This window comes from Sorangium sp. So ce385, from assembly GCF_051474135.1.
Taxonomy (GTDB): domain Bacteria; phylum Myxococcota_A; class Polyangia; order Polyangiales; family Polyangiaceae; genus Sorangium; species Sorangium cellulosum_D.
Window position 1 is genome coordinate 4,246,751 of record NZ_CP150337.1, and the last position, 24,740, is coordinate 4,271,490.

16 protein-coding genes are annotated in these 24,740 nt (G+C 74.9%); 10 read left to right on the top strand and 6 right to left on the bottom strand.

Going from position 1 to position 24,740, the window contains the following annotated elements; all coding sequences use genetic code 11:
- Positions 1–107: 107 nt before the first annotated feature.
- Positions 108–2,645: a hybrid sensor histidine kinase/response regulator gene (locus WME83_RS15755; RefSeq protein WP_437320100.1), complete on the bottom strand. Its 2,538-nt coding sequence runs from the start codon at positions 2,643–2,645 to the stop codon at positions 108–110.
- Between the two features lie 465 nt (positions 2,646–3,110).
- Between WME83_RS15755 and WME83_RS15760 the strand changes: the two genes are divergently transcribed.
- The 7 genes from WME83_RS15760 to cheB are packed head-to-tail and all read left to right on the top strand — an operon-like array spanning position 3,111 to position 12,852.
- A complete protein-coding gene (locus WME83_RS15760; protein ID WP_437320101.1) occupies positions 3,111–3,494 on the top strand; it encodes a response regulator in 384 nt (127 codons plus the stop codon).
- Positions 3,491–5,665, top strand: a complete 2,175-nt coding sequence (locus tag WME83_RS15765) for a chemotaxis protein CheA (protein ID WP_437320102.1) — start codon at positions 3,491–3,493, stop codon at positions 5,663–5,665. Before WME83_RS15760 ends, WME83_RS15765 begins: the two co-directional genes overlap by 4 nt.
- Positions 5,662–6,099: a chemotaxis protein CheW gene (locus WME83_RS15770; RefSeq protein ID WP_129575053.1), complete on the top strand. Its 438-nt coding sequence runs from the start codon at positions 5,662–5,664 to the stop codon at positions 6,097–6,099. Before WME83_RS15765 ends, WME83_RS15770 begins: the two co-directional genes overlap by 4 nt.
- Positions 6,089–8,626: a methyl-accepting chemotaxis protein gene (locus tag WME83_RS15775; RefSeq protein WP_437320103.1), complete on the top strand. Its 2,538-nt coding sequence runs from the start codon at positions 6,089–6,091 to the stop codon at positions 8,624–8,626. The genes WME83_RS15770 and WME83_RS15775 overlap by 11 nt, the downstream gene beginning before the upstream one ends.
- Positions 8,623–10,980 carry a HEAT repeat domain-containing protein gene (locus tag WME83_RS15780; protein WP_437320104.1) on the top strand — a complete coding sequence of 786 codons (2,358 nt, stop codon included), beginning with the start codon at positions 8,623–8,625 and terminating at the stop codon, positions 10,978–10,980. The genes WME83_RS15775 and WME83_RS15780 overlap by 4 nt, the downstream gene beginning before the upstream one ends.
- Positions 10,981–10,990: 10 nt before the next feature.
- On the top strand, positions 10,991–11,821 hold the full coding sequence (locus tag WME83_RS15785; protein WP_437320105.1) for a CheR family methyltransferase: 831 nt from the start codon (positions 10,991–10,993) through the stop codon (positions 11,819–11,821).
- Positions 11,818–12,852 (top strand): chemotaxis-specific protein-glutamate methyltransferase CheB, encoded by a 1,035-nt coding sequence (gene cheB, locus WME83_RS15790; RefSeq protein WP_437320106.1) that lies wholly within the window; start codon positions 11,818–11,820, stop codon positions 12,850–12,852. The genes WME83_RS15785 and cheB overlap by 4 nt, the downstream gene beginning before the upstream one ends.
- 18 nt (positions 12,853–12,870) lie before the next feature.
- Here the strand turns inward: cheB and WME83_RS15795 are convergent, their stop codons facing one another.
- Both WME83_RS15795 and WME83_RS15800 read right to left on the bottom strand, forming a co-directional pair.
- Entirely contained in the window at positions 12,871–14,091 is a 1,221-nt protein-coding gene (locus tag WME83_RS15795; protein WP_437320107.1) for a putative sensor domain DACNV-containing protein, read from the bottom strand.
- A 118-nt stretch (positions 14,092–14,209) separates the two neighbouring features.
- On the bottom strand, positions 14,210–15,133 hold the full coding sequence (locus WME83_RS15800; protein ID WP_437320108.1) for a Ku protein: 924 nt from the start codon (positions 15,131–15,133) through the stop codon (positions 14,210–14,212).
- 231 nt (positions 15,134–15,364) lie between these two features.
- Here WME83_RS15800 and WME83_RS15805 point away from each other — a divergent pair, with 231 nt between their 5' ends.
- The gene (locus WME83_RS15805) at positions 15,365–15,964 is read left to right on the top strand and encodes a cysteine hydrolase family protein (protein WP_437320109.1); all 600 of its coding nucleotides are present in this window, start codon (positions 15,365–15,367) and stop codon (positions 15,962–15,964) included.
- A gap of 68 nt (positions 15,965–16,032) precedes the next feature.
- Here the strand turns inward: WME83_RS15805 and WME83_RS15810 are convergent, their stop codons facing one another.
- The 3 genes from WME83_RS15810 to WME83_RS15820 form a co-directional block, all read right to left on the bottom strand.
- Positions 16,033–16,578 carry a DUF3341 domain-containing protein gene (locus WME83_RS15810; RefSeq protein WP_437320110.1) on the bottom strand — a complete coding sequence of 182 codons (546 nt, stop codon included), beginning with the start codon at positions 16,576–16,578 and terminating at the stop codon, positions 16,033–16,035.
- Positions 16,579–16,608: 30 nt separating this feature from the next.
- On the bottom strand, positions 16,609–17,073 hold the full coding sequence (locus WME83_RS15815) for a BON domain-containing protein (RefSeq protein WP_437320111.1): 465 nt from the start codon (positions 17,071–17,073) through the stop codon (positions 16,609–16,611).
- Positions 17,074–17,377: 304 nt separating this feature from the next.
- Positions 17,378–22,525: a sigma 54-interacting transcriptional regulator gene (locus WME83_RS15820; protein ID WP_437320112.1), complete on the bottom strand. Its 5,148-nt coding sequence runs from the start codon at positions 22,523–22,525 to the stop codon at positions 17,378–17,380.
- 137 nt (positions 22,526–22,662) lie between these two features.
- On the opposite strand from WME83_RS15820, the gene WME83_RS15825 reads away from it, so the two are divergent.
- Positions 22,663–23,364 (top strand): hypothetical protein, encoded by a 702-nt coding sequence (locus WME83_RS15825; RefSeq protein ID WP_437320113.1) that lies wholly within the window; start codon positions 22,663–22,665, stop codon positions 23,362–23,364.
- 136 nt (positions 23,365–23,500) lie between these two features.
- Positions 23,501–24,610: a Kazal-type serine protease inhibitor family protein gene (locus WME83_RS15830; RefSeq protein WP_437320114.1), complete on the top strand. Its 1,110-nt coding sequence runs from the start codon at positions 23,501–23,503 to the stop codon at positions 24,608–24,610.
- Positions 24,611–24,740: the final 130 nt, after the last annotated feature.

Here is a 24,740-nt window from a genome sequence, read left to right on the forward strand (position 1 = left end):
GGGCGGCCTCGCGCCCCGAGGAAACAAGGCGAGGTCCGCCCGCGCGAAGCCCCCGCGAAGCGGCGCAGAGGTCCGGCCATCCCTGGCCGGACCTCTGGCCGGCGGCACTAGACCTCTCCCCGCGATCCAGCGATGTTCGCGAGCACCGCGAGCAGCTCCGCCGGCTCGATCGGCTTCGGGACATGGGTGTTGAACCCGGCCCGCAGGGCGCGCGTGCGGTCCTCGGTGCGCGCATAGGCGGTGAGCGCGACCGCCGGGGTCCGCCCGCCGCCCGCCGACGGGAGCGCGCGGATCTTGCGGATCAGCGCGTAGCCGTCCTCGCCGGGCATGGCGATGTCGGACACGAGCACGTCGGGCCGCAGCGCCTTGAGCGCGAGCAGCGCCTCGGCGGTGGAGGCCACCGCCGTCACGTGCGAGCCGCACTGCTCCAGCATCGTAACGAGGAGCTCGCGCGTGTCGTCCTCGTCGTCCACCACGAGCACGTTCAGCCCCTCGAGCTCCGGGGGGCGCTCGGTCCCGCCCGCGCCGGGCAGCGACACCCCCCGGCGATCCCGGGCGTGGCTCGGCGCCACCGCGAGCGGCAACCGCACGATGAACGTCGCGCCCCGCCCCTCGCCGTCGCTCTGCGCCTGGACCGTGCCACCGTGCATCTCCACCAGGCTCTTCACGATCGTGAGCCCGAGGCCCAGGCCCCCGTGCTTGCGGGTGGTGCCGCTCTCGGCCTGCCGGAACTGCTCGAACACGTAGGGCAAGAACGCGGGATCGATGCCCTGGCCGGTGTCGGACACGACGATCTCGGCCGACCCCTCGGAGCGCTCGAGCCGGACGCGCACGGCCCCTCCGCGCGACGTGAACTTGACCGCGTTGCTGAGGAGGTTCCAGACGACCTGCTGCAGCCGGCCCGCGTCCCCCGCGACGGGGCCCACCCCGGGCTCGAGGAGCGGCTCGAGCCGCACCCCCTTGGCGTCGGCGGCAGGGCGCACCACCTCGAGCGCGGCGTCGAGCACGGCCACGAGCTCGACCGGCTGCACCTCCAGCCGGAGCTTACCGGCCATGATGCGCGAGATGTCGAGTAGATCGTCGATCAGCTGCGCCTGCGCCTGCGCGTTGCGCTCCACCGTCTCCAGCGCCTTGTCGCGCCGATCCTCGGCGAGCTTGCCGGTGCGCAGCATCCGGACCCAGCCGAGGACGGCCGTGAGCGGCGTGCGCAGCTCGTGGCTCATCGTCGCCAGGAACTCGTCCTTCAGGTGGCTCGCGGCCTCGGCCTCCTCCCTCGCCGCCTGCGCCGCGGCGAGCAGGCCTTGCCGCTCCTCCTCCGCGCGCTTGCGCGAGGTGATGTCGAAGAACGAGGAGACGACGCCGGCCACCGCGCCGTCCGCGCGGCGGAGCGGCTGCGCGTTCACCGAGAGCCACAGGACCGAGCCGTCCTGCCGCTCCATGCCGAGCAGGACGGCCGACTGGGGCGCGCCGGTCCGGAGCGCGACCTGCGCGGGGAACATCTCGAACGGGAACGGCGAGCCGTCCTCGCGCACGAACCTGCACGCGGGATCCAGCATCGTCGACCCGACGATCTGCGCCACGGGCCGCCCGAGGATCCGCTCGGCGCTCGCGTTCGCGGTGCGGATCACCCCGCGCTCGTCCTGGAGCGTGATGCCCTCCTCGAGCGCGCTGATGATCACCCGGTAGCGCTCCTCGCTGTCCCGGAGCGCCCGCTCCGCCTCGAGCGCGTCGGTCTCGTCGCGCGTGATCAGCACCGCGCCGGCGGGCGATCCGTCGGCTTGCCGCAGCGGCGACGCGGTCCCGGCGAGCGCGCGGATCGAGCCGTCCGGGCGCGTCACGAGCCAGCGCGCGTTCTCGACCTTCTCGCCCCGGATCGCGCGGTAGAGCGGGTCCTCGTCGGGGCGCAGCGGGCGCCCGTCCAGCGCGAGCAGCCCATTGGCCCGGAGCGCCTCCATCGCGGCGCTCGCGTCCCGGGCGTACACCCCGTGCTGGCGCTGGGCCTCGCCGTTGCAGATGCGCAGCACCCCGCGCTCGTCCGCGGCCATGATGCCGTCGCCGCTCTGATCGATGAGGGCGCGCAGCAGATCGCGCTCCACCGCGGCGACGCGCTCGGCCCGCTCGGCCCGCTCGCGGAGCCGCTTCGAGCGAAGGAGCGCCCCGACGCGCGCCGACAGGGCGGCCGGGGGGCAGGGCTTGACCACGTAGTCGTCGGCGCCCGCGGTGAGCCCCTCGACGAGGTCCTGCTCGTGTCCCGCGACGGTCAGGATGAGGATTGGGAGCCCGACCGTGGCGGGGCGCGACCGGAGCAGGCCGCAGATCTCGGTGCCGGACATGCCCGGCATCACCTGGTCGAGCACGAGGACGTCGGGGAGCTCGCTGCTGGTCACGCGCTCCAGCATCACCGCGGCGTCCGTGAAGACCTGGACCTCGTGCCCGGCCGCGAGCGAGCGCGCCGCCATCTCGGCCTCCAGCGGCGAGTCATCGAGGATCCACACGACCGCGCGCCGCGCGCGCTCGCTCGGCGGCGGCTCCGCGCTCGCCTCCCGGTCGCCGCGCCCCGCCGGCGCCGCACCGCGCCGCGGCGAGGTGATCGGTTCGCGCGCCGCGTCCGCGAGCACGAAATCCATCGTTGTCCGCCGGTTCATGGTTCTCCAGGAGCAGCAGGGACCGCAACGCCCCTCTCCCGCGAGAGGCCGCTCTCCGGGTTGAAACCAGGGCGCGGAGAGGAATTGGCTCTGCGCGAGTCGTTACCGCCCAGTCTCATCTGATCGAGAGCCCACAGCGACGCAAGCCCCACGCGCGGAAAAGCGCGCTGCCGCGTTCCGCTGCTTCGCGCCGTCTCGACGCGCGCGCCTCCGCTCTGGCCTCGGTTCTGGCCTCGGTCCGGTTGCCGCGCGCGCCCTCGCCCGAGCTCCCGAGCGACGCGCCCCGCGGCGCCGGTGCCGGACGGACGCGGCGCAGCCGGCGCGGACCCGAACGCGCGCTCCTCGCCCGCGTGGCGTGAACCTCGGGGCCGGTCCGACGGGATTTCCCTGATTCGTCCGGGCTCGCTCGGGCGCGCAATTGACACCCAGCACGCGGGCCGGCTATGCCCTGGACCGAGTGTCGCTGTGGCAGAGATCCTCGTCGTCGACGACAGCAGGGTAATGCGTGAGATGGTCGTGGCCTGCCTGCGGGCCGAGCAGTATTCGTTCGCGCACGCGGCGAGCGGGCTCGAGGCGATTGAGACGCTCTCGCTCAGGCCGTTCGATCTCGTGGTGCTCGACCTGAACATGCCCGATATCGGAGGGCTCGAGGTCATCGAGTTCATCCGGGGCCAGGACAAGCTGCGGAGCCTGCCGATTCTGGTGGTGACCACCCGGGGTGATGAGGAGTCCCGGGCCCGCGCGCTCGGCGCGGGTGCCTCGGAGTTCATGACGAAGCCGTTCACGCCCGACGCCATCCTGGCCAGCGTGCGAGCGCTCCTCGGGGAGCGCGTCGCGGGCGCGGGATGAGCGACGCGCTCGATGTGAACGAGTTCGTCGCCGGCTACCTCGTCGAGGTGGAGGAGCACCTCTCCGCGTCGACCGCGAACCTCCTCGCCGCCGAGGCGGCCCTCCGCACCGGCGAGTCGAACCCGCGGGCGGTGCGCGAGCTCTTCCGCTCTCTCCACACCATCAAGGGCCTCTCCGCCATGGTCGGCGTGGAGCCGATCGTGGACATCGCCCACGCGATGGAGACCGTGCTCCGGGCGGTGGACCGGGCCGCCGGCAGCCTCTCCGCGCCGTCGATCGAGGTGCTGCTCCGCGGGCTCCGGGCCATCGAGGAGCGGACCCGCGCCCTCGCCGGGAAGCAGCCGGTGCCGCCCGCGGCGCCCGCGCTGCTCGACGCGCTCTCCGCGCTCGATCTCGCCGCCGCGCCGTCCCCGCCCGCGCCGACGATCAGCGCCGACCCCGAGATCCTCGCGAAGCTCGGGCCCGGCGAGCGGGTGCAGCTCGCGCAGGGCGTGGCCGCCGGTCGGCGCGCGCTGCGGGTCGATTTCGTCCCGTCGCCAGCGCGCACGGCCGAGGGGATGAACATCACGGCCGTCCGCGAGCGCGTCGGCAAGCTCGCCGAGATCGTCAAGGTCGTCCCGCTCTCGGTCCCGGCCAGCGACAGGGCGCCGGGCGGCATCGCCTTCGCGCTCCTCGTCCTCACGAGCGCGCCCGACGAGGAGATCGCGCGGGCCGCGGGCGCCGACGGCGTCCGCCCGCTCACGGTGGCGCCGCCCGTCCCGCTGGCCGTCGCGGCCCTGGCCGAGGCCGAGCCGGAGGAGCCGGCGGACCGGGAGCCGCAGCTCCGCGGCGTGGTGCGCGTCGAGGTGGCGCGCCTCGACGACGCGCTCGACAAGCTGTCGGCGCTCGTCGTCACGCGCTTCCGGCTCGCCCGGGCGGCCGCCGATCTGCGCGCCCGCGGGGTGGACGTCCGCGACCTGGCGGAGATCCTGCGCGAGCACGACCGCCAGCTGCGCGACCTCCGCGGCGCCATCATGCGCGCGCGCATGATCTCGGTGACGGAGCTCCTCGAGCGCGTGCCGCTCGTCGTCCGCGGCCTCGGCCGCGCGACGGGCAAGCAGGTGCGGATCGAGATCGACGCGGGCAAGGCGGAGCTCGACAAGGCGGTCGCGGAGCGCATCTTCCCGGCGATCGTGCACCTGCTCCGCAACGCGGTCGATCACGCGCTCGAGCCGCCCGCGGAGCGTCGGCGGCTGGGCAAGCCCGAGGAGGGCGTCGTCCGGGTCTCCTGCTTCGAGCGCTCCAACAACCAGCTCGAGCTCAGCGTCGCCGACGACGGGCGGGGCATCGACCGCGCGCTCGTCGCGGCGCGGGCCGGCCGCCCCGCGCCGGACAGCGACGCGGCGCTGCTCGACCTCATCACCCTGCCCGGGCTGTCGACGCTCGACCAGGCGACGAAGACCAGCGGCCGCGGGCTCGGGATGGACATCGTGCGGCGCATCGCCGTGGAGCAGCTCGGCGGCGAGCTCTCCGTGAGCACGGCGCGCGGCGCCGGCACCACCTTCACCCTCCGCATCCCGCTCACGTTGACCATCGTGGACGCCTTCTCCTTCCTGTGCGGAGACCAGCCGTTCGTGACGCCCGTCGCGGGCGTGGAGGAAGTCATGGAGATCGACGCGGCCCGCATCTTCCGCGGTCCGGCGCCGGGCCGCGCCCGGGGCGGCGCGGAGCTGCCGGCCCTGGGCCCCGCACGGGGTGCTGCAGAGTTGCCAGCGCCGGGCCGCGCCCGGGGCGGTACGGAGCTGCCGGCCCTGGGCCCCGCCCGAGGTGCTGCAGAGCTGCCAGCGCCGGGCCGCGCCCGGGGCGGTACGGCGTTGATCGAGCGGCGCGGCGAGGTCGTGCCGCTCGTCGACCTCGGCGCGCTCTTCGAGCTCGTGGCCTCGTCCGCGACCAGGGCGCTCGTCGTGCGGCGCAACGGCGCGCCCTTCGCCTTCGGCGTGACCCGCGTGCTCGGCCAGCAGGAGGTGGTCGTGCGGCCGCTCGAGGACCCGCTCGTCAAGGTGCCGGGCGTGTCCGGCTCGACCGATCTCGGCGACGGCCGCCCCACGCTCGTCCTCGACCTCGTGAGCCTCAGCGGGCGGCTCTCCGCCGGCCAGGGCGGCCGCGCGGGCCTGGTCCGGGTGGCCTCATGAGCGACCTGCACGTGGTCCTGAAGGTGGCGGACACCGAGTACGCGATCTCGGCGGCCGACGTGCTCCACATGGAGTCGTTCACCGGCGCGACCCGGGTGCCGGGCACGCGGCCGTACGTCGGCGGCCTCATCCAGATCCGCGGCCGCGTCGTGCCGGTCGTGGATCTGCGCGCCCGGTTCGGGCTCCCCACCGTGGAGCCCACGCTGGACTCGCGCGTCATCGTCGTCCAGCGCGGCGGCCGCACCGTGGGCCTCCTCGTGGACAGCGCGCGGGAGGTCGTCAACATCGCCGCCGACGAGCTGCGGGCGCCCCCCGAGGTCATGGCGGAGGAGAGCGCCGGGTTCGTGAGGGCGGTCGCGAAGCTCGGGAAGCGGCTCGTCATGCTCGTCGACGTCGGCAGGATCATCGGTGAGGAGCAGGATCATGGCAGTTGATGCAATCGCGGACATCGACGGCGCGCTCGCGCGGGCAGAGCAGACCGAGCGCTCGCTCCGTCAGGCCATCACGGCCGTGGCCGGCGTCGAGCAGGCGGCCGCGCGGCTCGCCGCCGCCGGCGCGGAGCACGCCGCCGCCGGCAGGCAGCAGGGCGCCGCGGCGGGCGCGCTCGCGGGCGAGATCGAGGAGGCGGCGGCCGCGGCGCAGGCGCTCGCGCGGTCGGGGCAGCGCATCAGCGACGCCGCCGCCGAGGTCGCGCAGGGCGCCGAGGGCACGACGAGCGGCCTCGGGACGCTCGCCCCCGCGCTCGCGGGCGTGAGGGGCGACGCCGAGGCGCTCGCCGGCTCCGCGGAGACGACCGCGGCGGCGCTCGAGGAGATCGCCCGCTCGGTGAAGTCGGTGAGCGCCAGCGCCGAGGAGCTCGCGTCCTCGAGCGAGGAGCTCCTCGGCTCCGTGTCGGTGACGAGCGGCGCCGCCGACGAGGCGGCGGCCCGCGGCGAGAGCAGCGCCGCGGCGCTCGAGCAGATCGGGGCCACCATCGAGGAGATGTCGAAGGGCATCGCGCGCATCTCGGCCGACGCGCGGGGGTTCGGGTCGCAGATCTCGACCATGGCCGGCGCCGTCGCGGGCGTGAGCGGCTCCCTCGATCGCGTCGCGCGCGACGCCACCGAGATGGCGAGCGCGGTCGAGGAGACCGCCGCGACCGCGGAGCAGATGGCGCGGTCGATCCGCGGGGTGGCGGAGAGCGCGAAGGCGCTCGACGCGAGCGCGTCGTCGACCGCGAGCACGATCACCGAGATCGCGAGCTCGGTCGAGGAGGTCGCGGCCACGGCCGAGAAGAACGCGGCGACCATCGAGGCCAACGCGGTCGCCGCCGAGGAGCTCGCGCGGACCGCGCAGCAGGTCGCGCAGAGCGCCGACCAGATCAGCGGGCTCGCGGCCGGCAACGCCGCCGCCTCGTCGCAGGTCGAGGGCACCACGCGGCGGATCGTCTCCATCGTCGAGACCGCGCGCGCGACCGCCGAGCAGGGCGTCGCGACCGCGCGCCAGGGCGCGGCGACGGTGGGCAGGTCCATCGCCGGCCTCGGCAGCATCCGGCAGGCGATGGTCGACTCCGCGTCGGTCATGAAGGAGATGGGCAAGCGGGCCGAGGAGATCGGCGACATCGTCCAGACGATCAACCTGATCGCCGACCGCACGAACCTCCTCTCGCTCAACGCCAGCATCGAGGCCGCGCGGGCAGGGGAGCACGGCCGGGGCTTCGCCGTCGTCGCCGAGGAGATCCGGAACCTCGCGGACCGTGCCGCCGTCTCGAGCGCCGAGATCGCCAAGATCGTCCGCGCGCTCCAGGCGAGCGCCCGCGAGGCGGTGGCCGCCTCGACCGAGGGCGTGAAGGTCGCGGACGAGGGGACCCGGCTCGCGGGCGACGCCGATCGGGCGCTCGCGTCCATCCTGCAGGGCGTCGAGGAGCTCGGCCGCTCGATCCGCGACATCGACCGGGCGAACGCCGATCAGGTGCAGGCGGTGGGCTCCCTGACGCAGACCGCGACGCGCATGAGCGAGGAGGGCAGGGCGGTCGCGCGCTCCGCGGCCGAGCAGACCAAGGCGGTCCAGGCGCTCGCGCAGGGGAGCGCCGAGATGCGGCGCATGGCCCGGCAGACGAAGGAGGCGACCGCCGAGCAGGCGCGCGCGCTGCGCGACGCGGTGAAGCTGAACGCGCAGCTCACGTCGAGCGCCGAGCGCGTGTCGCGGGCGATGGAGGAGCAGGCGACGGGGGCGTCGCAGCTCGCGAAGGTCGCCGCGCAGATGCGCGCGCTGACGCATCAGACCAGCACCGCCATGGTCGAGCAGACCCGCGCCCTGGCCGGGGTCATGGCGCTCACGCAGGAGGCCGCGGGCGCGTCGCAGCGGATGGTCGCCGGCCTCGCGGAGCAGGCCGGCGGCGCGGCCGAGGTCGCGCGCGCCATGGACGACATCCGGAAGATGTCCGCCCAGTCGGCGCGGGGGATCGGCGAGCAGGCGCGGGCCGCGAAGCAGCTGGAGGCGTCCGCCCGCCAGGTCGCGCGGCTCGCGGCGGCGGTGACCGCCGCCACGGCGGACCAGACCAAGGCGACGGCGTCCCTCGCGAAGGAGGGGGAGTCCGTGCGCCGGATCGCCAAGCAGACGGCGCGGGCGGTGGCCGATCAGGCCGAGTCCATCGCGGCGCTCGCGTCGGGCGCGAGCCGGCAGGCGGCGTCGCTCCAGGGCGTCGTCAGGGCGGCCGCCGAGCTGTCGACCCGGAGCGAGCAGCACGCCGCGTCGCTCGCCCGCCTGCGCGAGCCGGTCCGGGAGGTCGCCGCCGCGGCGGCGCGGCAGGCGAGGGACTCCGGCGCGGTCGCGGCCGACGCCGGCCACGTGCTCGATCAGGTCGGCCGGATCCGGCATGCGAGCGCCGAGCACGTGGACGCGGTCGCGGGGGTCGCCGCCGCGGTCGCGCAGCTCAGGGCGAACGGCGGCCAGCCCCACGCCCCGCCGGAGACCTCGTGATCTCCCGTCGCCCCGCGCTCTCCGTCTCGGACGCGGAGCGGCAGCGCGTCGAGCAGGTGGACCGGCTCGCCTCCTCCGGGCCCGAGGGGGTGCCGGCGCTCATCGACATGCTCGCGGATCCGAGCTGGACCGTGCGGCGGTCCGTCGTCGCGTCGCTCGCCGCGCTCGGCGACGCGGCCGTGGGGCCGCTCTGCGCGTGCCTCTCCGCGCGGCGGGACAGCGAGGCGCGCATCGCCGCCAACGTCGACGCGCTCGTCGCGTCGCTCGGCGACGTCGACGACCCCGTGCTCGCGCTGACGCGCGACCCTCGCCCCGCGGTCGTCGCCGACGCGGCGCAGATCCTCGGCCGCCGCAGCAGCGCGAAGGCGATCCCCCGGCTCGCGGAGCTCACGTCGCACGTCGACGACAACGTCGCGGTCGCCGCGATCGAGGCGCTCGGCCGGGTCGGCGGCCGAGCGGCGGTCGACGCGCTCGTGAGCGCCGTCACGAGCGGCAATTTCTTCCGCGTCTTCCCGGCGATCGACGTGCTCGGCCGCAGCGGCGACCCGCGCGCGATCGCCCCGCTCTCGGCCCTGCTCGACGATCCGCGCTACCTCCTCGAGGCGGCGCGGGCGCTGGGCCGCACCGGCAGCCGGAGCGCCGTGGCGCCGCTGATGCGCCTGCTTGGCCGCCCGAGCGACGCGGTCGCGCGCGTCGCCGCGGGGGCGCTCGCCGAGCTGCGCGAGCGGTACCGCGAGCGCTACGGGACGGCCGCGCCCATCGACGAGGCGCTCCGGGGCGAGGCGCCCGCGCCCGGCGCGGCGCGGCGGCTCTCGCAGAGCCTCGCCGGGGCGGATCCGGCCGAGCAGGTGCTCATCTGCAGCGTGCTCGGCGCGATCGGCGGCGAGGACGTCCTGCTCGACCTGACGCGCCTGCTCGACGCCGAGCCCCCGGTCGCGAGCGCCGCGGCGGAGGCGCTCTTCCAGCTCTCCCGGAGCGCCGACTCCCGGGTGCTCGCGGCGCTGCGCGACGGCGACAGCTCCCGCCGGCTCCTGCTCCTGCCGCTCGTCCGGGGCGCCGCGGCCGCGGGCGACGTGGAGCGCTGCCTCGCGGATCCGGACCCGGAGGTCCGCGCGGCGGCCTGCGACGCGCTCGCGCGGATCTCGGAGCCGAGCTCGGCGCGCGCGCTGTTCCGACTGCTCGACGACCCGAACCCCCGCGTCGTCCACGCCGCGACGACCGCGATCCAGTGCCTCGGCGGCCCCGACGTCGAGGCGCTCGCCATCGCCGCGGCCCGCGAGGGGACCCCGTCCGTGCGGCGGACGGCGCTGCGGATCCTCGCCTACTTCGCGCCCGCCTCGGCGCTGCCGATCTTCCTCGAGGGCGTCCGCGACCCCGACCTGCGGACGCGCGAGCGCGCGATCCACGGCCTCGCGTCCTTCGCGCAGCCGGAGGCGATCGAGGCGCTCGCCGCGCTCGCCGCCGACGCGTCGGAGCGGGTCCGGGCGGTGGCGATGCGTGCGCTCGGGCAGTCGCAGCGGGCGCCGCGCGTCGTCGACGCGCTCCTCGCGGGGCTCGGCGACGAGGACGCGTGGGTCCGCTACTACGCCTGCCAGGCGCTGGGGAAGCTCGGGTGCGAGGAGGCGGCCGGGCTCATCGCCGAGCGGCTCCGGGACGAGAGCGGCCAGGTGCGCGTGGCGGCGATCGAGGCGCTGTCGGCGATCAAGGGCGATCTCGCGCTCGCGGCGCTGGAGCAGGCGGCGCAGGCGAGCGACACGGACATGCGGCGCTCGGCGCTGATCGGGCTCGGCATCGCCGGGCGGGCGGAGTCGCTGCCGACGTTGCTCGGCGCGCTCTCGTCGCCGGACGTGGCGACCCGGCTGGTCGCGGTCTCGGCGATCTCCGGCTTCTCGTCGCCCGAGGTCCTGCCGGCGCTCGTGCGCGCGGCGGGCGACCCCGACGAGAGCGTGCGCGCCGCGGCGACCAGCTTCATCGCGGGGCGGGCCGGGGTCGACGCGACGCTGAGCCTCATCGCGCTGCTCGTCGCCTCGCCGGCGCAGGGCCCGCTCCTCGCCGCCCTGTCCACGCCGGTGCCGGGGCGCGTCGAGGGCATCCTCGAGGCGCTCGGGACGGCGGACGACGAGCTCTCGCCCGTCCTCACCGCGGCGCTCGCGCGGATGCGGCAGCCCGCGGGGCACGCCGCGCTCCTCGAGGCGCTCGGCCTGCCCTCCGCGCCGGCGCGGAAGGCGGCGGCCACGACGCTCGCCGCGGTGGCCACGCGGGAGGGGTTCGCCGCGGTCGAGCACGTCTCGCGGACCGATCCGGACCCGGAGGTGCGGCGCGTGGCCGCGTCCGTCCTCTCGCAGTGGGCATGACGCCGTGGGTATGACGAGCCGCCTCCCCATCTCGCCGCAGGTCTTCGCGATCTTCAGCGCGCTCATCGCCGAGAAGATCGGCATCCACTACGACGCGGGCGATCGCGAGCTGCTCGGCGACAAGGTCTCGGTGCGCGCGATCGACGCCGGCTTCGACTCGCTGCTCGATTACTACTACTTCCTCCGGTACGACCCCGCGGGCGCGGCCGAGCTGGACGCGCTGATCGACGCGCTCGTCGTGGGCGAGACGTACTTCTTCCGCGAGCTCGCGCAGCTCGAGGTCGCGGTCGCGGAGCTCGTCGCGCCGCGCGTCTCGGCGGGGAAGCGGCCGCGGATCTGGTCGGCGGCCTGCTCGACCGGCGAGGAGCCGTTCACGATCGCGATGCTCCTCGCCGAGCGGGGCCTGCTCGGCAAGGTCGATCTCGTCGCGAGCGACATCAGCGCGCGGGCGCTCTCGCGCGCCCGGGCCGGGGTGTACGGGCCGCGCTCGATCCGGAGCAACGCCCCGCCGCCCCCGTTCGCCACCCGGTGGCTGGAGGTGACGCCCGACCGGGTCGTCGTGAGCGCCGCGCTGAAGGAGGCGATCGACTGGCGGCGGATCAACCTGCTCGAGGCGTCCGACGCCGCGTCGCTCGGGCAGTTCGACGTCATCGTCTGCCGCAACGTGCTCATCTACTTCCACGACAACACGGCGCGGTGGGTGGTCGCGAACCTCTCGGGGGCGCTCGCCTCGGGCGGGGCCCTCCTGGTCGGGATCTCCGAGTCGCTGCTGCGGCTTGGCACCGCGCTCGCCTGCGAGGAGCGGGGCGGCGTGTTTCTCTACCGGAAGACCGCGCAATGAAGAACCCGGCTGTCCGCGTGCTCGTGGTCGACGACTCCGCCTTCGTGCGCAAGGTCCTGCGCCAGGTCCTCGGCGCGAACGCCGCGATCGAGGTCGTCGACACGGCCATGGACGGCCTGGACGCGCTGGAGAAGATCGAGCGTTACAAGCCCGATGTGGTCACGCTCGACCTCGTGATGCCGAACCTCGACGGCATCGGCGTGCTCGCGTCGCTGCCGCGCGAAGGCGCCCCGCGGGTCGTCGTGGTGAGCAACGCCGAGGCGGACAGCGAGCTCGGCGTCAAGGCGCTGCAGCAGGGCGCGGTCGATCTCGTCGAGAAGCCGACGTCGCTCGCGACCGATCGCCTCTTCGAGCTCTCGGACGAGCTGGTCCGCAAGGTGCTCGCCGCGGCCGAGGCGCGGGTCCACCGTCAAGGCCCGCGCCCGCAGCCGCCGCCCGTGCCCGGCGCGATCCCCGCGCTGCCGCGCGCGCGCCTCGTCGTGATCGGCACGTCCACCGGCGGCCCCCAGGCGCTGACGCGGCTCTTCGCGGCGATGCCCGGCGATTTCCCGGTCCCCATCGTCGTGGCGCTGCACATCCCCGCCGGGTACACGGAGTCCCTCTCGCGCCGCCTGAACGACGCGAGCGCCCTCTCGGTCGTCGAGGCCTCGGACGATCTCCAGCTCCGGCCCGGGCTCGCGGTCATCGCGCGCGGCGGGGCGCACCTCGAGGTCCGGCGCCACCGGGACCGCGCCAGCGTCCGCTTCGCGGAGGCGTCCAGGGCGTCGCTGTACTGCCCGTCGGTCGATCTGCTCTTCGCGAGCGCCGCCGCCGAGTTCGGGTCGGGCGTGCTCGGGGTCGTGCTGACGGGCATGGGCGACGACGGCCTGGAGGGGTCGAGGGCGATCCACAAGGTCGGCGGCAGGATCCTCGCCGAGGCCGAGTCGTCCTGCGTCGTCCACGGCATGCCCCGCCGCGTGGTGGAGGCCGGGCTCGCCGCGGCCGAGGCGCCGATCGACGAGATGCCCGCGGCCATCCTGCGGCACCTCTGACGCCGGGCGGCCGGCCCGTCAGAGCGGCCAGTAAACGACCTTTCCCTCGATCTCCTGGAACGTGGCCGCGTTGCCGTCCTGGGAGACGATGAAGGCGATCCGCTCCGGGTACCCCGCCACGAACGCCGCAGCCGCGCGGTGGCGGGTGCCGCGCGCGTCGAGGCTCAGGCTCACGTCCATCCGCTGGTCGGGGGTCGCGGCGTACACCTCGGAGATGATCGACCGCGGCGGGGGCAGCTTTGCGCCGAACGCGAGCACGTCGAGGCCGTGGCCCATCACCACCGCGCCGTCGACGGTCGTCAGCCGGACGATGAGGTCGAGCAGCCGATTGAGGCGCTCGGAGCTCTTGAACCGGTGGTCCGTGCCGCGCGCCGCCCCTTCCGCCGCGGGCTTCTTCCCGTCTACCTGCCGCTCGCTCGGCGGCTGGCTCTCGCGCGCGGCGGAGACGGAGAGCTCGAGGATGGCCGAGCCGACGCACAGGGCGGGATCCAGCCGCTTGACCTCGGTGTCGAACGGATTCCCCTCCTCGCCGAACAGCTGCGGCAGGCCCTCGCCCGGCCCGAGCACGACGAGCAGCCCGCCGCGCCCGAGCTCGACCATCCCTTCCACGATGCGCAGGAGATACTTGCTCACGCGGCGGCCCTGCGGCCTCGCGAGGTCCCGGAGGACGGCCCGCTCGATGGAGTCGAGCTGCGGCCGGTTCTTTGGCATCCACGTCCGCACGGCGCCGCGCTCGTAGCGGACGATCTCCCACTCGCCGCGGTACACGGCCACGACGCCGGGCTTCGGCACCACCACGCGCACGAGCTGATCGAGCTCGAAGGAGCGCCGGCTATGCGGCGTCGCGATGCCGGCGATCACGAGCGACCCGCCCTGCGGCACCACGGACAGGAAGGAGCGCGGCCACGCGCACGCCGAGGCGAGGTTGGCGACGTGCTCCACGTCGAAGGCCACGGCGGAGCCGAACCGCACGAGATCCCACGCGGGCTCGTCGACCTCGAGGTCGGCGAGGCTCCCGGCGAACACGACGCCGACCGGGTTGAGCCGCCCCTCTTCGGTCGCCATGGAGGCGAAGAACATCGTCTCGATCAGCTCGGTGAGGACGGCGGCGAAGGGGGGCGGCGGCGCCGCGCCCGGTTCGACCTTGCCCTTGCACGAGAGCGTCTGCGCCGCGAGCTGGGGCTGCTCCTGCAGATCGAGAAATGCGGCCGTGACATCCGCAGGATACTTGAGGCGCATGAGCTCGGTATACCATCCTGCGCCATCGGCGGTCAGGCCGACGGCTGCGTGCGGGCTCGGCCCGCCGCCCCGGCGGTGAGCGCCGCGGCGGCGTGCGGTCCGGCCACGTCGCGCGGCGTCACGCGGCCCGGCGAGAGCCGCTCGCCTTTCGCTTCGACGTCTCCGCCTTTCGCGGCTTCGCGCCGGCGCTCTCCCGTTTGTGGTCGCTCGCGTCGTTGGCGACCTTCGCGCCCTTCTGGCCGAGGCTCTTCTTGAGCAGCGCGATGAGGTCGACCGTGCCGGTGTCGCGCGGCTTCTCCTCCTCCTCCGGCTCCGCGGGCGTCGTGGTCTGACCGGATTTCACCTTCTTCTCGATCATCTTCATCACGTCGTCGCGGTACTCATCCTTGTATTTCTCCGGCTTCCAGTCGGTGGCCATCTCGGCCACGAGCCGCTCGGCCATCTCGAGCTCCCGCTTTCCGAGCCCCTTTGCGTCGACATCCATCTCGGGCAGGTCGAGCTCTTCATCGGAGCGGAGCTCGTGCGCGAACCGCAGCAGGTTCAGCACGAGCGCGCGGCCGTGCGGCCGCACCGCGGCGATGTGCTCGCGCGTCCGGATCACGACCTTCGCGATCCCGACCTTCCCCGTCTTCCGCAGCGCCTCGCGCAGGAGCACATACGCCGTCACCGACGACTTCTTCTTGCTGTTCGTCGACGCGGGGGCGAGGTAGTACGGCTTCTCGTAGTACATCGGGTCGATCTCCGAGGCGTCGACGAAGTCGAGGATGTCCACGGTCTGCGTCGCCTCCACGTTCGCGCGGCGCAGGTCCTCGTCGGACATGACCACATACTCGCCCTTCTCGTAGGGATAGCCGCGGACGATATCGTCCCAGCTCACCGGCTCGCCCGTCTCCCGGTTCACGCGCTCGTAGCGGATCGGCGTCATGTTGCGCCGGTCGAGCTGCGTGAAGTGGAGCTCGTTGGGCTCCTCCGCGGGGTAGAGGGCGACCGGGATCTGCACGAGCCCGAAGCTGATACTCCCTTTCCAGATGCTGCGAGGCATGCGCTCTCCTTCGACCCAAGAGGTCCGTTTCAGGTCCGTGCCGGGAGGCAATGCAAGCCAGCGGCCGACGGCGCGATCCCCGAGGTCCCGCGCGCCGCGCCCGTCCCGGCCGCTCCCGGCCCGCCGCTCCGCGGCGCCGCCGGGGCCGGCGTCGCGTTTCGCCACAGCGGGCTGAGCGCGCGGCGATTGCTGCCCCGCTGGCCTTGGCCCGCTGTATAACCCGCGGTCTCTATGCCGCGGCGGACCCACGACCTCCACGGAGCTGCGCCGGACAACAGCCGGACCGCGCTCCTCCTCATCGACGTCATCAACGACCTGGAGTTCCCGGAAGGCGACCAGCTGCTCGCCCACGCCCTCCCGATGGCGCACCGCGTCCGGGCGCTGAAGCAGCGGTGTCGCGACGCGGGCATCCCCGCGGTCTACGTGAACGACAACTTCGGCCGCTGGCAGTCCAACTTCCACCGGCAGATCGAGCACTGCCTGGAGGAGGGCGTCCGCGGCCGGGAGATCGCGGCGCTGCTGCGGCCCGGAGAGGAGGATTATTTCGTGCTCAAGCCCAAGCACTCGGGCTTTTACGGCACCACGCTCGAGATCCTGCTCGAGTCCCTCGGCGTGCAGACGCTGATCCTCACCGGCATGGCGGGGAACATCTGCGTCCTGTTCACGGCGAACGACGCTTACATGCGCGATTACCGGCTGCTCGTCCCGTCGGACTGCGTGGCCTCGGAGAGCGAGGAAGACAACCGCTACGCGCTCCGCCAGATGCAGCGCTTCCTCAAGGCCGACGTCGCGCCGTCCGACGAGGTCGACCTCGAGCGGCTGCCCGCCTGACGCCTTCGGGGGGGCCGGGCGTCGGACGGGCAGCTGCCGAGGTCAGGTGTTCCGCAGGGGCGCTACGCTCAGGCGACGGCCCGCTGCTTCGACGAGAGGCCCTCTTCGGTGAGGACCGCGATGTCGGTCGCGCCGCCGCGCTCCAGGACCTGCTTGGCGAGCGCGCGCTCGTTGCCGTTCTCGACGTGGACCGAGATCAGGATGTTGCCGCCCTTGATCTTGCCCTCGTACTGCTTGGCCTCGACCTCGGGGATGCCGAGCCCGATGAGGGCGCCGGTCACGCCGCCGACCGCCGCGCCCGCCGCGGCGCCGCTCAGCGCGGCCATGATCGGGCCGGCCGCGATGAAGGGCCCGAGGCCGGGGATGGCGAGCGCGCCGATGCCGGCGAGCAGGCCGATGGTCCCGCCGATCGCGCCGCCGGCGCTGGCGCCCGCGGTCGCGCCCTCGGGCGCCTTCGTGTTCTTCTCGTGCGCGAAGTCCCGCGTGCCGTGCTTGTCGGGGAACAGCGCCGAGATATCGCTGGACATGAAGCCGGCGCGCTGGAGCTCGCCGACGATGATGTCTGCCTGAGCGAGCGTGCTCACGAGGCCCAGGACCGCTTTCTTCGTTGCCATGGTGTCTTCCTTTCAGCCTTTCAGACTGGTTCAGTCAACGTCAACTTCGAGCTGGTTGTCGACCCGCTGGACGCCCGGGATCCCCTTGGCGACCGCCTCGATGTCGGCCTTTTCCTTGTCGCTCTTCACCGGGCCGCGCAGCGTGACGACCTGCCCGTTGGTGATGATCTTGACGTTCTTGGCGTTCATCGACAGCGTGTCGCTCGCCACCACCGCCTGGCGGATCTTCTGTGTGATCGTGCGATCGGTCTCGTTCTCGCCTTGATCCCCGGGGGTCAGCGCGGCGGGATCGCGATCGCGATCGTTCTTGTCCGTGTTGTCGGCGGCCGCGGGGGTGGGGTTGTTCGCCCGCTGGGCGACCTCGCCCGGCACCGTCGCGGTGTTGTTGTCCGAACGCGTCGTGCCTTCTGCTCTGTCGCAGCCGACCGCGGCAGCGACAGAGAGAGACATCAGCAGAAAGAGTTTCGCTGTGTTCATGCCCGGACGACGTCGCAAGGCTCGGGCCACCTCGGGCCGAGAGCGCCTGTCGGCCCACGGCTGTGGCCGGGGCGGAACATGAACGCCGCTACCCCTGAACAGGAGTTGTCTTTTTCTGCGCCGCATCGTGGGCGGCCCGCTCGCGCGCCGCGAGCGCGGCGCTGAGCGGCCGGCGAGCTCATGACTAGCGAAGGCCGGAGTGCCTCAGGTGGGGCGAACTGCCCCGTGCCGGCCGCGTCAAATTCAGGAGAACTTGCCATCTCGGACGAAACCGAGCCGCGCGAGGTTGCCTGTGGCGGATAAAGCGTGTGGGCGGAGGTGCTCAGTCGCCGCGGGCGCTCGTCGGGCCGCCGCTCGGGGGCTCGGCCGAGGAGCGCTCGGTCGAGCGTTCTGCCGGGCGTTCTGCCGGGCGTTCTGCCGGAGGCCCTTCCGGTCGCTGGATCCCGAGCCGCCGCAGCTTCCGGTAGAACGTCGCCCTCGACATGCCCGCGTCGCGCGCGGCCTGCAGCGCGTTCCAGCCGGTGCGCTCGAGGGCGGCGAGCAGCGCGGCGCGCTCGTCGGGGAGGGCGCGGGGCGCGCCGCGGCCGCCGCCTTCGCGCGAGCGCGGGAGGTCCACGTCGTCGGGGCCGATCCTGCGGCCGTCGCAGAGCACGACGGCCTTCGTGATCACGTTCTCCAGCTCGCGCACGTTGCCGGGCCAGCCGTGCTGGCTGAGCCGCCGCAGCGCCTCGCGGGAGAGCTGCGGCGCCGGGCGGCCGAGCTGCTCCGCGGCGCGGCGCACGAAGTGGAGCGCGAGCTCCGGCAGGTCCTCCAGCCGGTCGCGCAGCGGCGGCAGCCGGATCTGCACCACCGCGACGCGGTAGTAGAGGTCCTCGCGGAAGCGCCCGCGCGCGGTCTCGGCGAGCAGATCGCGGTTCGTCGCGCAGACGAGGCGGAAGTCCACGCGCACGGCCTCGGCGCTGCCGACGGGGCGGACCTCGCGCTCCTGGAGCACCCGGAGCAGCTTCGCCTGCACCTCGAGCGGCATCTCGCCGAGCTCGTCGAGGAACAGCGTCCCGCCGCGCGCCGCGACCACGAGGCCGGTCCGGTCCCGGTCGGCCCCCGTGAACGCGCCGCGGACGTGGCCGAAGAGCTCCGACTCGAGCAGCGCGGCGGGGAGCGCGGCGCAGTTGATCCCCATGAACGGGCCGCTCTTGCGCGGGCCGGCGAAGTGGATGGCGCGCGCGACGAGCTCCTTGCCGGTGCCGCTCTCGCCGGTCACGAGCACGCTGACCGGCGTGTCGACAACGCGGTCGAGCGTCGCGAACACCGCGCGCAGGGCGGGGCCGCGCCCCACGATGGCGCCGTAGTCGTAGCGGTGCTCCAGGGCCTGCTGGCGGACGAGCACCTCCTCTTGCAGCCGGTCGATCTCGGCGGCCTGCCCGCGCAGGAGCTCCTCGACGCGGCGCCGCTCGGCCTCGAGCTCCACGGTGCGGCGGCGCAGGTCGTCGACGAGCCGCGCGTTGCGCAGCGCGAGCGCGACCTGGTCGGCGAAGGCGAGGAGCAGGTCGACGTCGTCGGGGGCGAAGCGGGCGCGCCGGAAGCGGTTGTCGAGGTAGAGCGCGCCGAGCACGCCGTCCGGCGAGCGGATCGGCACGGCGATCACGGAGCGGAGCCGCATGGCGTGCACCGACGCGTGCTCGCGGAACCGCGGATCGTCCTGGGCGTCCACGGTGACGACGGGCTCCTGCGCCGCGATGGCGCGCTCGGCGATGCTGTAGCTGAACTTGAGGTGGCTCCTGCCGACCTTCTCGCGGTCGACGTTGCGCGCGACGGCCACGCGGAGCTCGCCGCCGGGCTGCTCGAGCAGCACGAAGCCGCGTTCGGCGGCGGTGAGGTCGATGGCGGCGTCCATGGCCATCGCGAGGATGTCGGCGATCTCGACGGAGGAGTTGAGCTTGCGGAACATCGCGAGGAGCCGCTCGAGCTTGGCGGCGCGCTCGGTCGCGGGCTGCGCCTCGGGGCCGGCGGCCGCCCCGGGCGGCGCGGCGGTGTTGGCCGGGGCGGGCCGGGCGGCGCGGCGGCGGGGGTGGTTCCAGAAGGCGTGCTGGAGGGCTTCCGGCAGCGAGCGCGCCATGGCGGTCCAGGCGGCGGTGGCGCGCTGCCGCTGGGCCGCCGCGGCCTCGGGCTCGCCGGCGAGCTCGGCGGCGTCGGCGAGCGCCAGGCGGACGTCCGCGATGAGGTCGGGCTGGGCTGCCCGCTCGGCGAGGCCGAGGGCGCGCTCGAGGAGCTCCCGGGCCGCGGCGAGGTCCTGACCGGGGTTGGGCCGACCGGGGTTGAGGGCGGGCTGACCGGGGTTGGGCTGACCCGGGTTGGGCCGACCGGGGTTGAGGGCAGGCTGACCCAGGTTGGGCCCGCCCTCACCCAGGTTGCCCCCCCCCAGCTCGGCCCCCCCCGCCTGACCCAGGTTGCCGCCCCCCTCACCGCCGTCCCCGTCGAGCAGCGCCAGCCGCCCGTCCAGCAGCGCCGCGCGCGCCCCGAGGTCGGGCGCCTCCCGCACCGCCCCGTGCTCGCGCGCCCGCGCCAGCGCCGCCCGCGCGTCGCCCAGCGCCCCGCGCGCAAGGTGCGCCCGGCACAGCTCCAGCTCCTCCTCCACCACCTCGCGCTGCGCGCCCTGCGCTTCGAACCCCCGCCGCGACCGCTCGAAGCAGCGCGCCGCCTCCTCGGCGTCGCCGGCCGCGAGCGCGCAGTCCCCGAGCACCGACGCCGCGGCCGCCGCGAAGAACGGCGCCCCCCGCCGCGCCGCCTCCGCCTCCACCCGCGACGCCACGCGCCCGGCTCGCTCGAACGCCCCCACGTCCGCCCAGAGCTTCGCCAGATCGAAATCGAGCACCAGCACCAGGTCCGCCTGGCCCAGCGCCGAGGCGAGCCGCGCCCCGCGCTCGTACGCCGCGAGCGCCTCCCCCAGCTCCCCCGACTGGTGGCACGCCGTACCCACGTTGAGGCTGCAGCGCGCCACCAGATCCCCGAGCCCGTGCTCCTCCGCCGTCGCGAGCGCCTGCCGGTAGCCGACGAGCGCCGCCTCGACCTCCCCCGCGCGAAACGCGTCGATCGCCTGGTACGACAGCGCGCGCACCAGCGCCCGCGGCGCGCGCCGGTCCCGGTGCAGCCCGGCCGCCAGCCCGAGGTGCAGCCCCGCGAGCCGCCGCTCCCCGAGGTAGCTCGCCGCGACCCCCACGTCCTCGTGCAGGCTCGCCAGCACCTCCGGCTCGTCGCACCACGGAAGCGCCGGCTCCGCGCGCGCCCGCGCCTCCGCGTGCGACCCGAGCCGCAAGAGCGCCCGGCTCGCGAGATCGGCGAGGCACGCGCGCTCGCGCGGCGCGAACGACGGCGCCTCCCCGGAGGCCTGCTCCGCCTCCTCGAGCCGCGCGAGCGCCGCCGTCGGATCGCCCAGCTCGAGCAGGCACGCGCCGAGCCGCACGAGCGCCTGCCCCCGCCGCGCCCCGAGCGCCGCGGCCTGCCCCTCCGCGAGCAGCTGCTCCAGCACCTCGCGCGCCCGCCCCGCGCGGCCGCCCCGCTGGAGCGTCGACGCGATCTCGAGCCGCGTCTCCGCCGCCGTGGCCGCCTCGAGCAGCGCCTCGGCCGCCGCGGCCCACGGCCCCGGGTCCGCCTCGCGCTCGGCGCGCCGCGCGAGGAACAGGCGCTCGGCCGCCGCCGTGTCGCCCGACAGCGAAAGGTGCAGCGCCTGCTGCTCGACCCGCGCCGGGAACGCCGCCGCCGCCCGCGCGTGCGCCGCGCGGACCGCCTCGCCGCCGAGCGCCGCCAGGAGGGCCGCGATCGGCCCCGCCCGCGTCAGCGTCCAGCCCCCCGCCGCGCGCGCCGCGACGCCGCGGGCCGCGAGCTCGGCGAGGTGCGCGACCGGCAGCCCGAGCGACGGCAGCGCCTCGTCGGCCGCCGCGCCGCCCAGCACGGCCAGCGTCGCCACCGCGTCGCGCAGCGGCCGCCCGAGCCCCCGCAGCCGCAGCGCGTAGCGCGCGCTCGCCCCGGGCGTCGTCGCGTCGAGCCCCGCGACGTCCCCGCTCTCGGCGAGCCGCCCCGCGGTCACCACCAGATCCGCGGGCCACCCGGCGCTCGCGCGCAGCACCGCCTCGGTCGCGTCGCCCAGCCCGATGGCATCCATCCAGCGCTGCACCGCCTCCCGCCCGAGCGGCGGCAGCGCGACCTCGCGGGCGCTCCGCCCCGCCTCGGCGGCCACGGCGGCGAGCGGCGCCCGGCCCCCGCCGTGCGGGATCCGCTCCGCCGCGAGGAGCAGCACCGGATCGTCGGGGCCCAGCAGCCGGACCAGCGCCTCGAGCATCTCCCGGTCCGCCCCGCTCACCTCGTCGGCGTCGTCGAGCACCAGCACCAGCGGCTCCGCCCCCGAGCCCGACCGCGCGCGGGTCAGGCGCTCGTGCGCGCGCAGCGCGCCGAGCGCGCCCGCGGGGAGCGCCTCCTCCCCGGTCGCGCGGCCGAGCATCGATCGGACCGAGCCCACCCGCGCGCCGGCCCGCGCGAACCCCTCCACGGCCTCCATCCTGAGCTCCGCGCTCCACTTCGCCTCGCGCAGGAGGCGGCTCTTTCCGCAGCCGGGCTCCCCGGCGATCACGCACAGGCGCGGCCCGCTCTCCCCGCGCTCCAGCGCGGCGAGCGCCTCGGCGATCGCGCCGAGCTCCGCGTCGCGGCCGACCAGGTGGGGCGGCTCCGGCGGCGGCGGGGCCAGGGCCCGCGGCGACGCGCCCACCCAGTCGAGCACCTCGCCCGCGTCGGCCGGGCGGTCGCGCGGCTCGGGCCGCACGAGGCGCTCGGCGAGCGCGGCGATCGCCTCCGGCGGCGGCTCCGCGAGCAGCGGCGCGATCGCGCCGAGGGTGCGGCCGAGCGCGAACAGGTCCGCGCGCCCGTCGGCCGCCTCGCCGCGGATCACCTCGGGCGCCACGTAGCCCTGCGTGCCCGAGATCGCGTCGTCGGGCCGCTCGCCGACCCGCGCCGCGCACGACAGGTCGATCAGCACCGCGCGCCCCGACGCGTCGACGAGGATGTTGGCCGGCTTCACGTCGCCGTGCCGGATGCGCGCCCGGTGGAGGAAGCGCAGGGCGTCGAGCACGTCGACGATCGCGGCCCGCACCTCCTCGAAGCGCCGGCCTGTCACATACGCGTCGAGCGGCGCACCGAGCACCGCCTCCGACGTGAAGTAGAAGCGCGGCTCGCCGGTCTCCCGGAGCATGCCGAAGTCGTGCACCCGGACGAGGTGAGGATGGAACAGGCCCGCCAGCATCCTGAACTCGCCGCGGAACGCCGCCCGCTCCGCGCTGCGCGCGCGGCCGAGCAGCTTGAGACAGATGTCGCGCCCGAGCGCCTCGTCGCGCGCGAGCCACGCCGTGGCCAGCCCCCCCCGACCCAGCGGGCGGATCAGGCGGTAGCGGCGGGCGACCAGGGTCCCTTCGGCTGGGATCATCCGCACAGTGTCTCATGGATGTGCCACCTGAGACAGTGAGACAATCGATGAGACACGCGCGACCGCGATTTCAAGACGATTTCCGATGTTTTTCCGTCGGCACCAGGTTTGCTCTAGGCTCGGGCATGGCGATGCGGATGACAGGCGGACACGAGGACCGGCGGGGCGCGGTCGTCTCGGCGCTCCTCGCGGTGCTCCTCGGCGGCTGTGTCGTGAGCCCGCAGCCGAGCCCGCCTGTCCTCGATGAGGCGCTCGTCGGCGTGGTGGACGCGGTCATGCCTCTGGTCGACCAGATCGCGCTCGAAGGGAAGCCGGGCGCGGTCAAGCCGGCGGAGGGCGTGATCGTGGTGACGAACCTCGACACGCCCGACGCGCCGGTGGTCGCGGACGTGAACCCCGACGGGAGCTTCATCGCCACCGTGACGGCCCGGACCGAGCACGTCCTGCGGATGCAGGTGAAGCAGGGCGAGCTCCGGTCGGACCCGGCGGATCTGCGGCTCGCGGGGCCCAGCTCGACCGAGAAGACGCTCGATCACCTGCCGTGCCTCGAGCTCACGCCGGGCGCGTGGGTCACGTTCGAGGCCGACGGCGGCTCCCGCGACGTCGTCGTCCGCAACGGGTGCGCCGAGGACGTGTCCATCGAGGCGCCGCGCCTGCGCCGCGGCGCCGCGCCGTTCAGCGTCACCCCGGAGGCGCCGTTCGTGGTGCCCCCGGGCGGGTCCACCGTCGTCACCGTGCGCGCGGACGGTGACGGGGAGGAGCGCGAGGACGTGCTCTTCCTCGACGTCACGGCGCCCGAGCCGGGGCGCCGCGCGCTGACGCTCACGCTCCCCGACTGATCGGTCGGGGAAGCGACCCACGGATCACGCGCCGCGGTCGCGCGCGGCGCAAGGGCGCCCTTCCTCGGGAGGGGAGGGGCTCGCGCATGTCTTTCGCCTCGCCGGCGACGGCGAGGCCTTGTGGTGGAGGAACATCATGAACGTTCAGAATCGCATCAAGAGCAGCCGTATCGGTTCCGTTCTCTGGCTCGCGCTGTCGATGATCCCGCTCACGGTGGGCTGTCAGGTCGAGGTGGGCGGCGACAACACCGGCACCAATTCGGAGGAGGTGTCGGGCGGCGGTCACGGCCGCGCCTGCGGCGGCCTCGCCGGCCTCAGCTGCAAGAAGGGATATTTCTGCGACTACGAGCTCGAGGCCATGTGCGGCGCGTTCGACATGACGGGCACCTGCGAGCGCATCCCGAAGGCGTGCACGGAGGAGTACAAGCCGGTCTGCGGCTGTGACGGCAAGACGTATGGCAACGAGTGCGCCGCGAACGCGGCGGGCGTGTCGGTGGCGTCGCTCGGCGAGTGCGAGCCGCCCCCGGCGCGGGACTGCGGCGGCCTCGCGGGCCTCGCGTGCGAGCCCGGCGAGTTCTGCGACTACGCGCCCGACGCCATGTGCGGCGCGGCCGATCAGACGGGCGTCTGCGCGCCGATCCCGCAGGGGTGCACGAAGGAGTACAACCCGGTCTGCGGCTGCGACGGCAACACCTACGGCAACGCGTGCATGGCGGCCGCGGCGGGCGTGTCGGTGGCGTCGCCCGGCGAGTGCGCGCCTGCTCCGGGCGGGGTGTGCGGCACCCGCGGCGCCGCGGCGTGCGAGCCCGGGTTCTTCTGCGACTTCGCGCCCGAGGCCGCGTGCGGGGCGACCGATCTGCCGGGCGCCTGCGCGCCGATCCCCGAGGCGTGCACGTTCGAGTACAACCCGGTCTGCGGCTGTGACGGCAACACCTACGGCAACGCGTGCGCCGCCAACGCGGCGGGCGTGTCGGTGGCGTCGCGCGGCGAGTGCGCGCCCGCCGAGGTGCAGCACTGCGGCGGCCTCGCCGGCCTCGCGTGCGACCCCGGCGAGTTCTGCAACTACAGCCTGGAGGCCATCTGCGGCGCGGCCGACCAGACGGGCGTCTGCGAGACGATCCCCGAGGCGTGCACGGAGCAGTACGACCCGGTCTGCGGCTGCGACGACAAGACGTACAGCAACGCGTGCTTCGCGCACGCGGCGGGCGTCTCGGTCGCGCTCCTCGGCGAGTGCCCGCGCCGGTGAGCGAGCGCCGCGGGGGCCGGCCGCGCCGCGCCCCCGCGACGCCGGTTCGGTAGGCGAAGCGCTCTTCGACCCCCCGGGGGCAGCCCGCGTCCGGCGGATCAGGAACGGCCGGACGGGGTTGTGCGATTGA

Coding starts and splice junctions, on each gene's coding strand:
- WME83_RS15755 (WP_437320100.1), bottom strand. CDS start 2,645: ATGAACCGGCGGACAACGATGGATTTCGTGCTCGCGGACGCGGCGCGC.
- WME83_RS15765 (WP_437320102.1), top strand. CDS start 3,491: ATGAGCGACGCGCTCGATGTGAACGAGTTCGTCGCCGGCTACCTCGTC.
- WME83_RS15770 (WP_129575053.1), top strand. CDS start 5,662: ATGAGCGACCTGCACGTGGTCCTGAAGGTGGCGGACACCGAGTACGCG.
- WME83_RS15775 (WP_437320103.1), top strand. CDS start 6,089: ATGGCAGTTGATGCAATCGCGGACATCGACGGCGCGCTCGCGCGGGCA.
- WME83_RS15785 (WP_437320105.1), top strand. CDS start 10,991: ATGACGAGCCGCCTCCCCATCTCGCCGCAGGTCTTCGCGATCTTCAGC.
- cheB (WP_437320106.1), top strand. CDS start 11,818: ATGAAGAACCCGGCTGTCCGCGTGCTCGTGGTCGACGACTCCGCCTTC.
- WME83_RS15795 (WP_437320107.1), bottom strand. CDS start 14,091: ATGCGCCTCAAGTATCCTGCGGATGTCACGGCCGCATTTCTCGATCTG.
- WME83_RS15800 (WP_437320108.1), bottom strand. CDS start 15,133: ATGCCTCGCAGCATCTGGAAAGGGAGTATCAGCTTCGGGCTCGTGCAG.
- WME83_RS15805 (WP_437320109.1), top strand. CDS start 15,365: ATGCCGCGGCGGACCCACGACCTCCACGGAGCTGCGCCGGACAACAGC.
- WME83_RS15810 (WP_437320110.1), bottom strand. CDS start 16,578: ATGGCAACGAAGAAAGCGGTCCTGGGCCTCGTGAGCACGCTCGCTCAG.
- WME83_RS15820 (WP_437320112.1), bottom strand. CDS start 22,525: ATGATCCCAGCCGAAGGGACCCTGGTCGCCCGCCGCTACCGCCTGATC.
- WME83_RS15825 (WP_437320113.1), top strand. CDS start 22,663: ATGACAGGCGGACACGAGGACCGGCGGGGCGCGGTCGTCTCGGCGCTC.
- WME83_RS15830 (WP_437320114.1), top strand. CDS start 23,501: ATGAACGTTCAGAATCGCATCAAGAGCAGCCGTATCGGTTCCGTTCTC.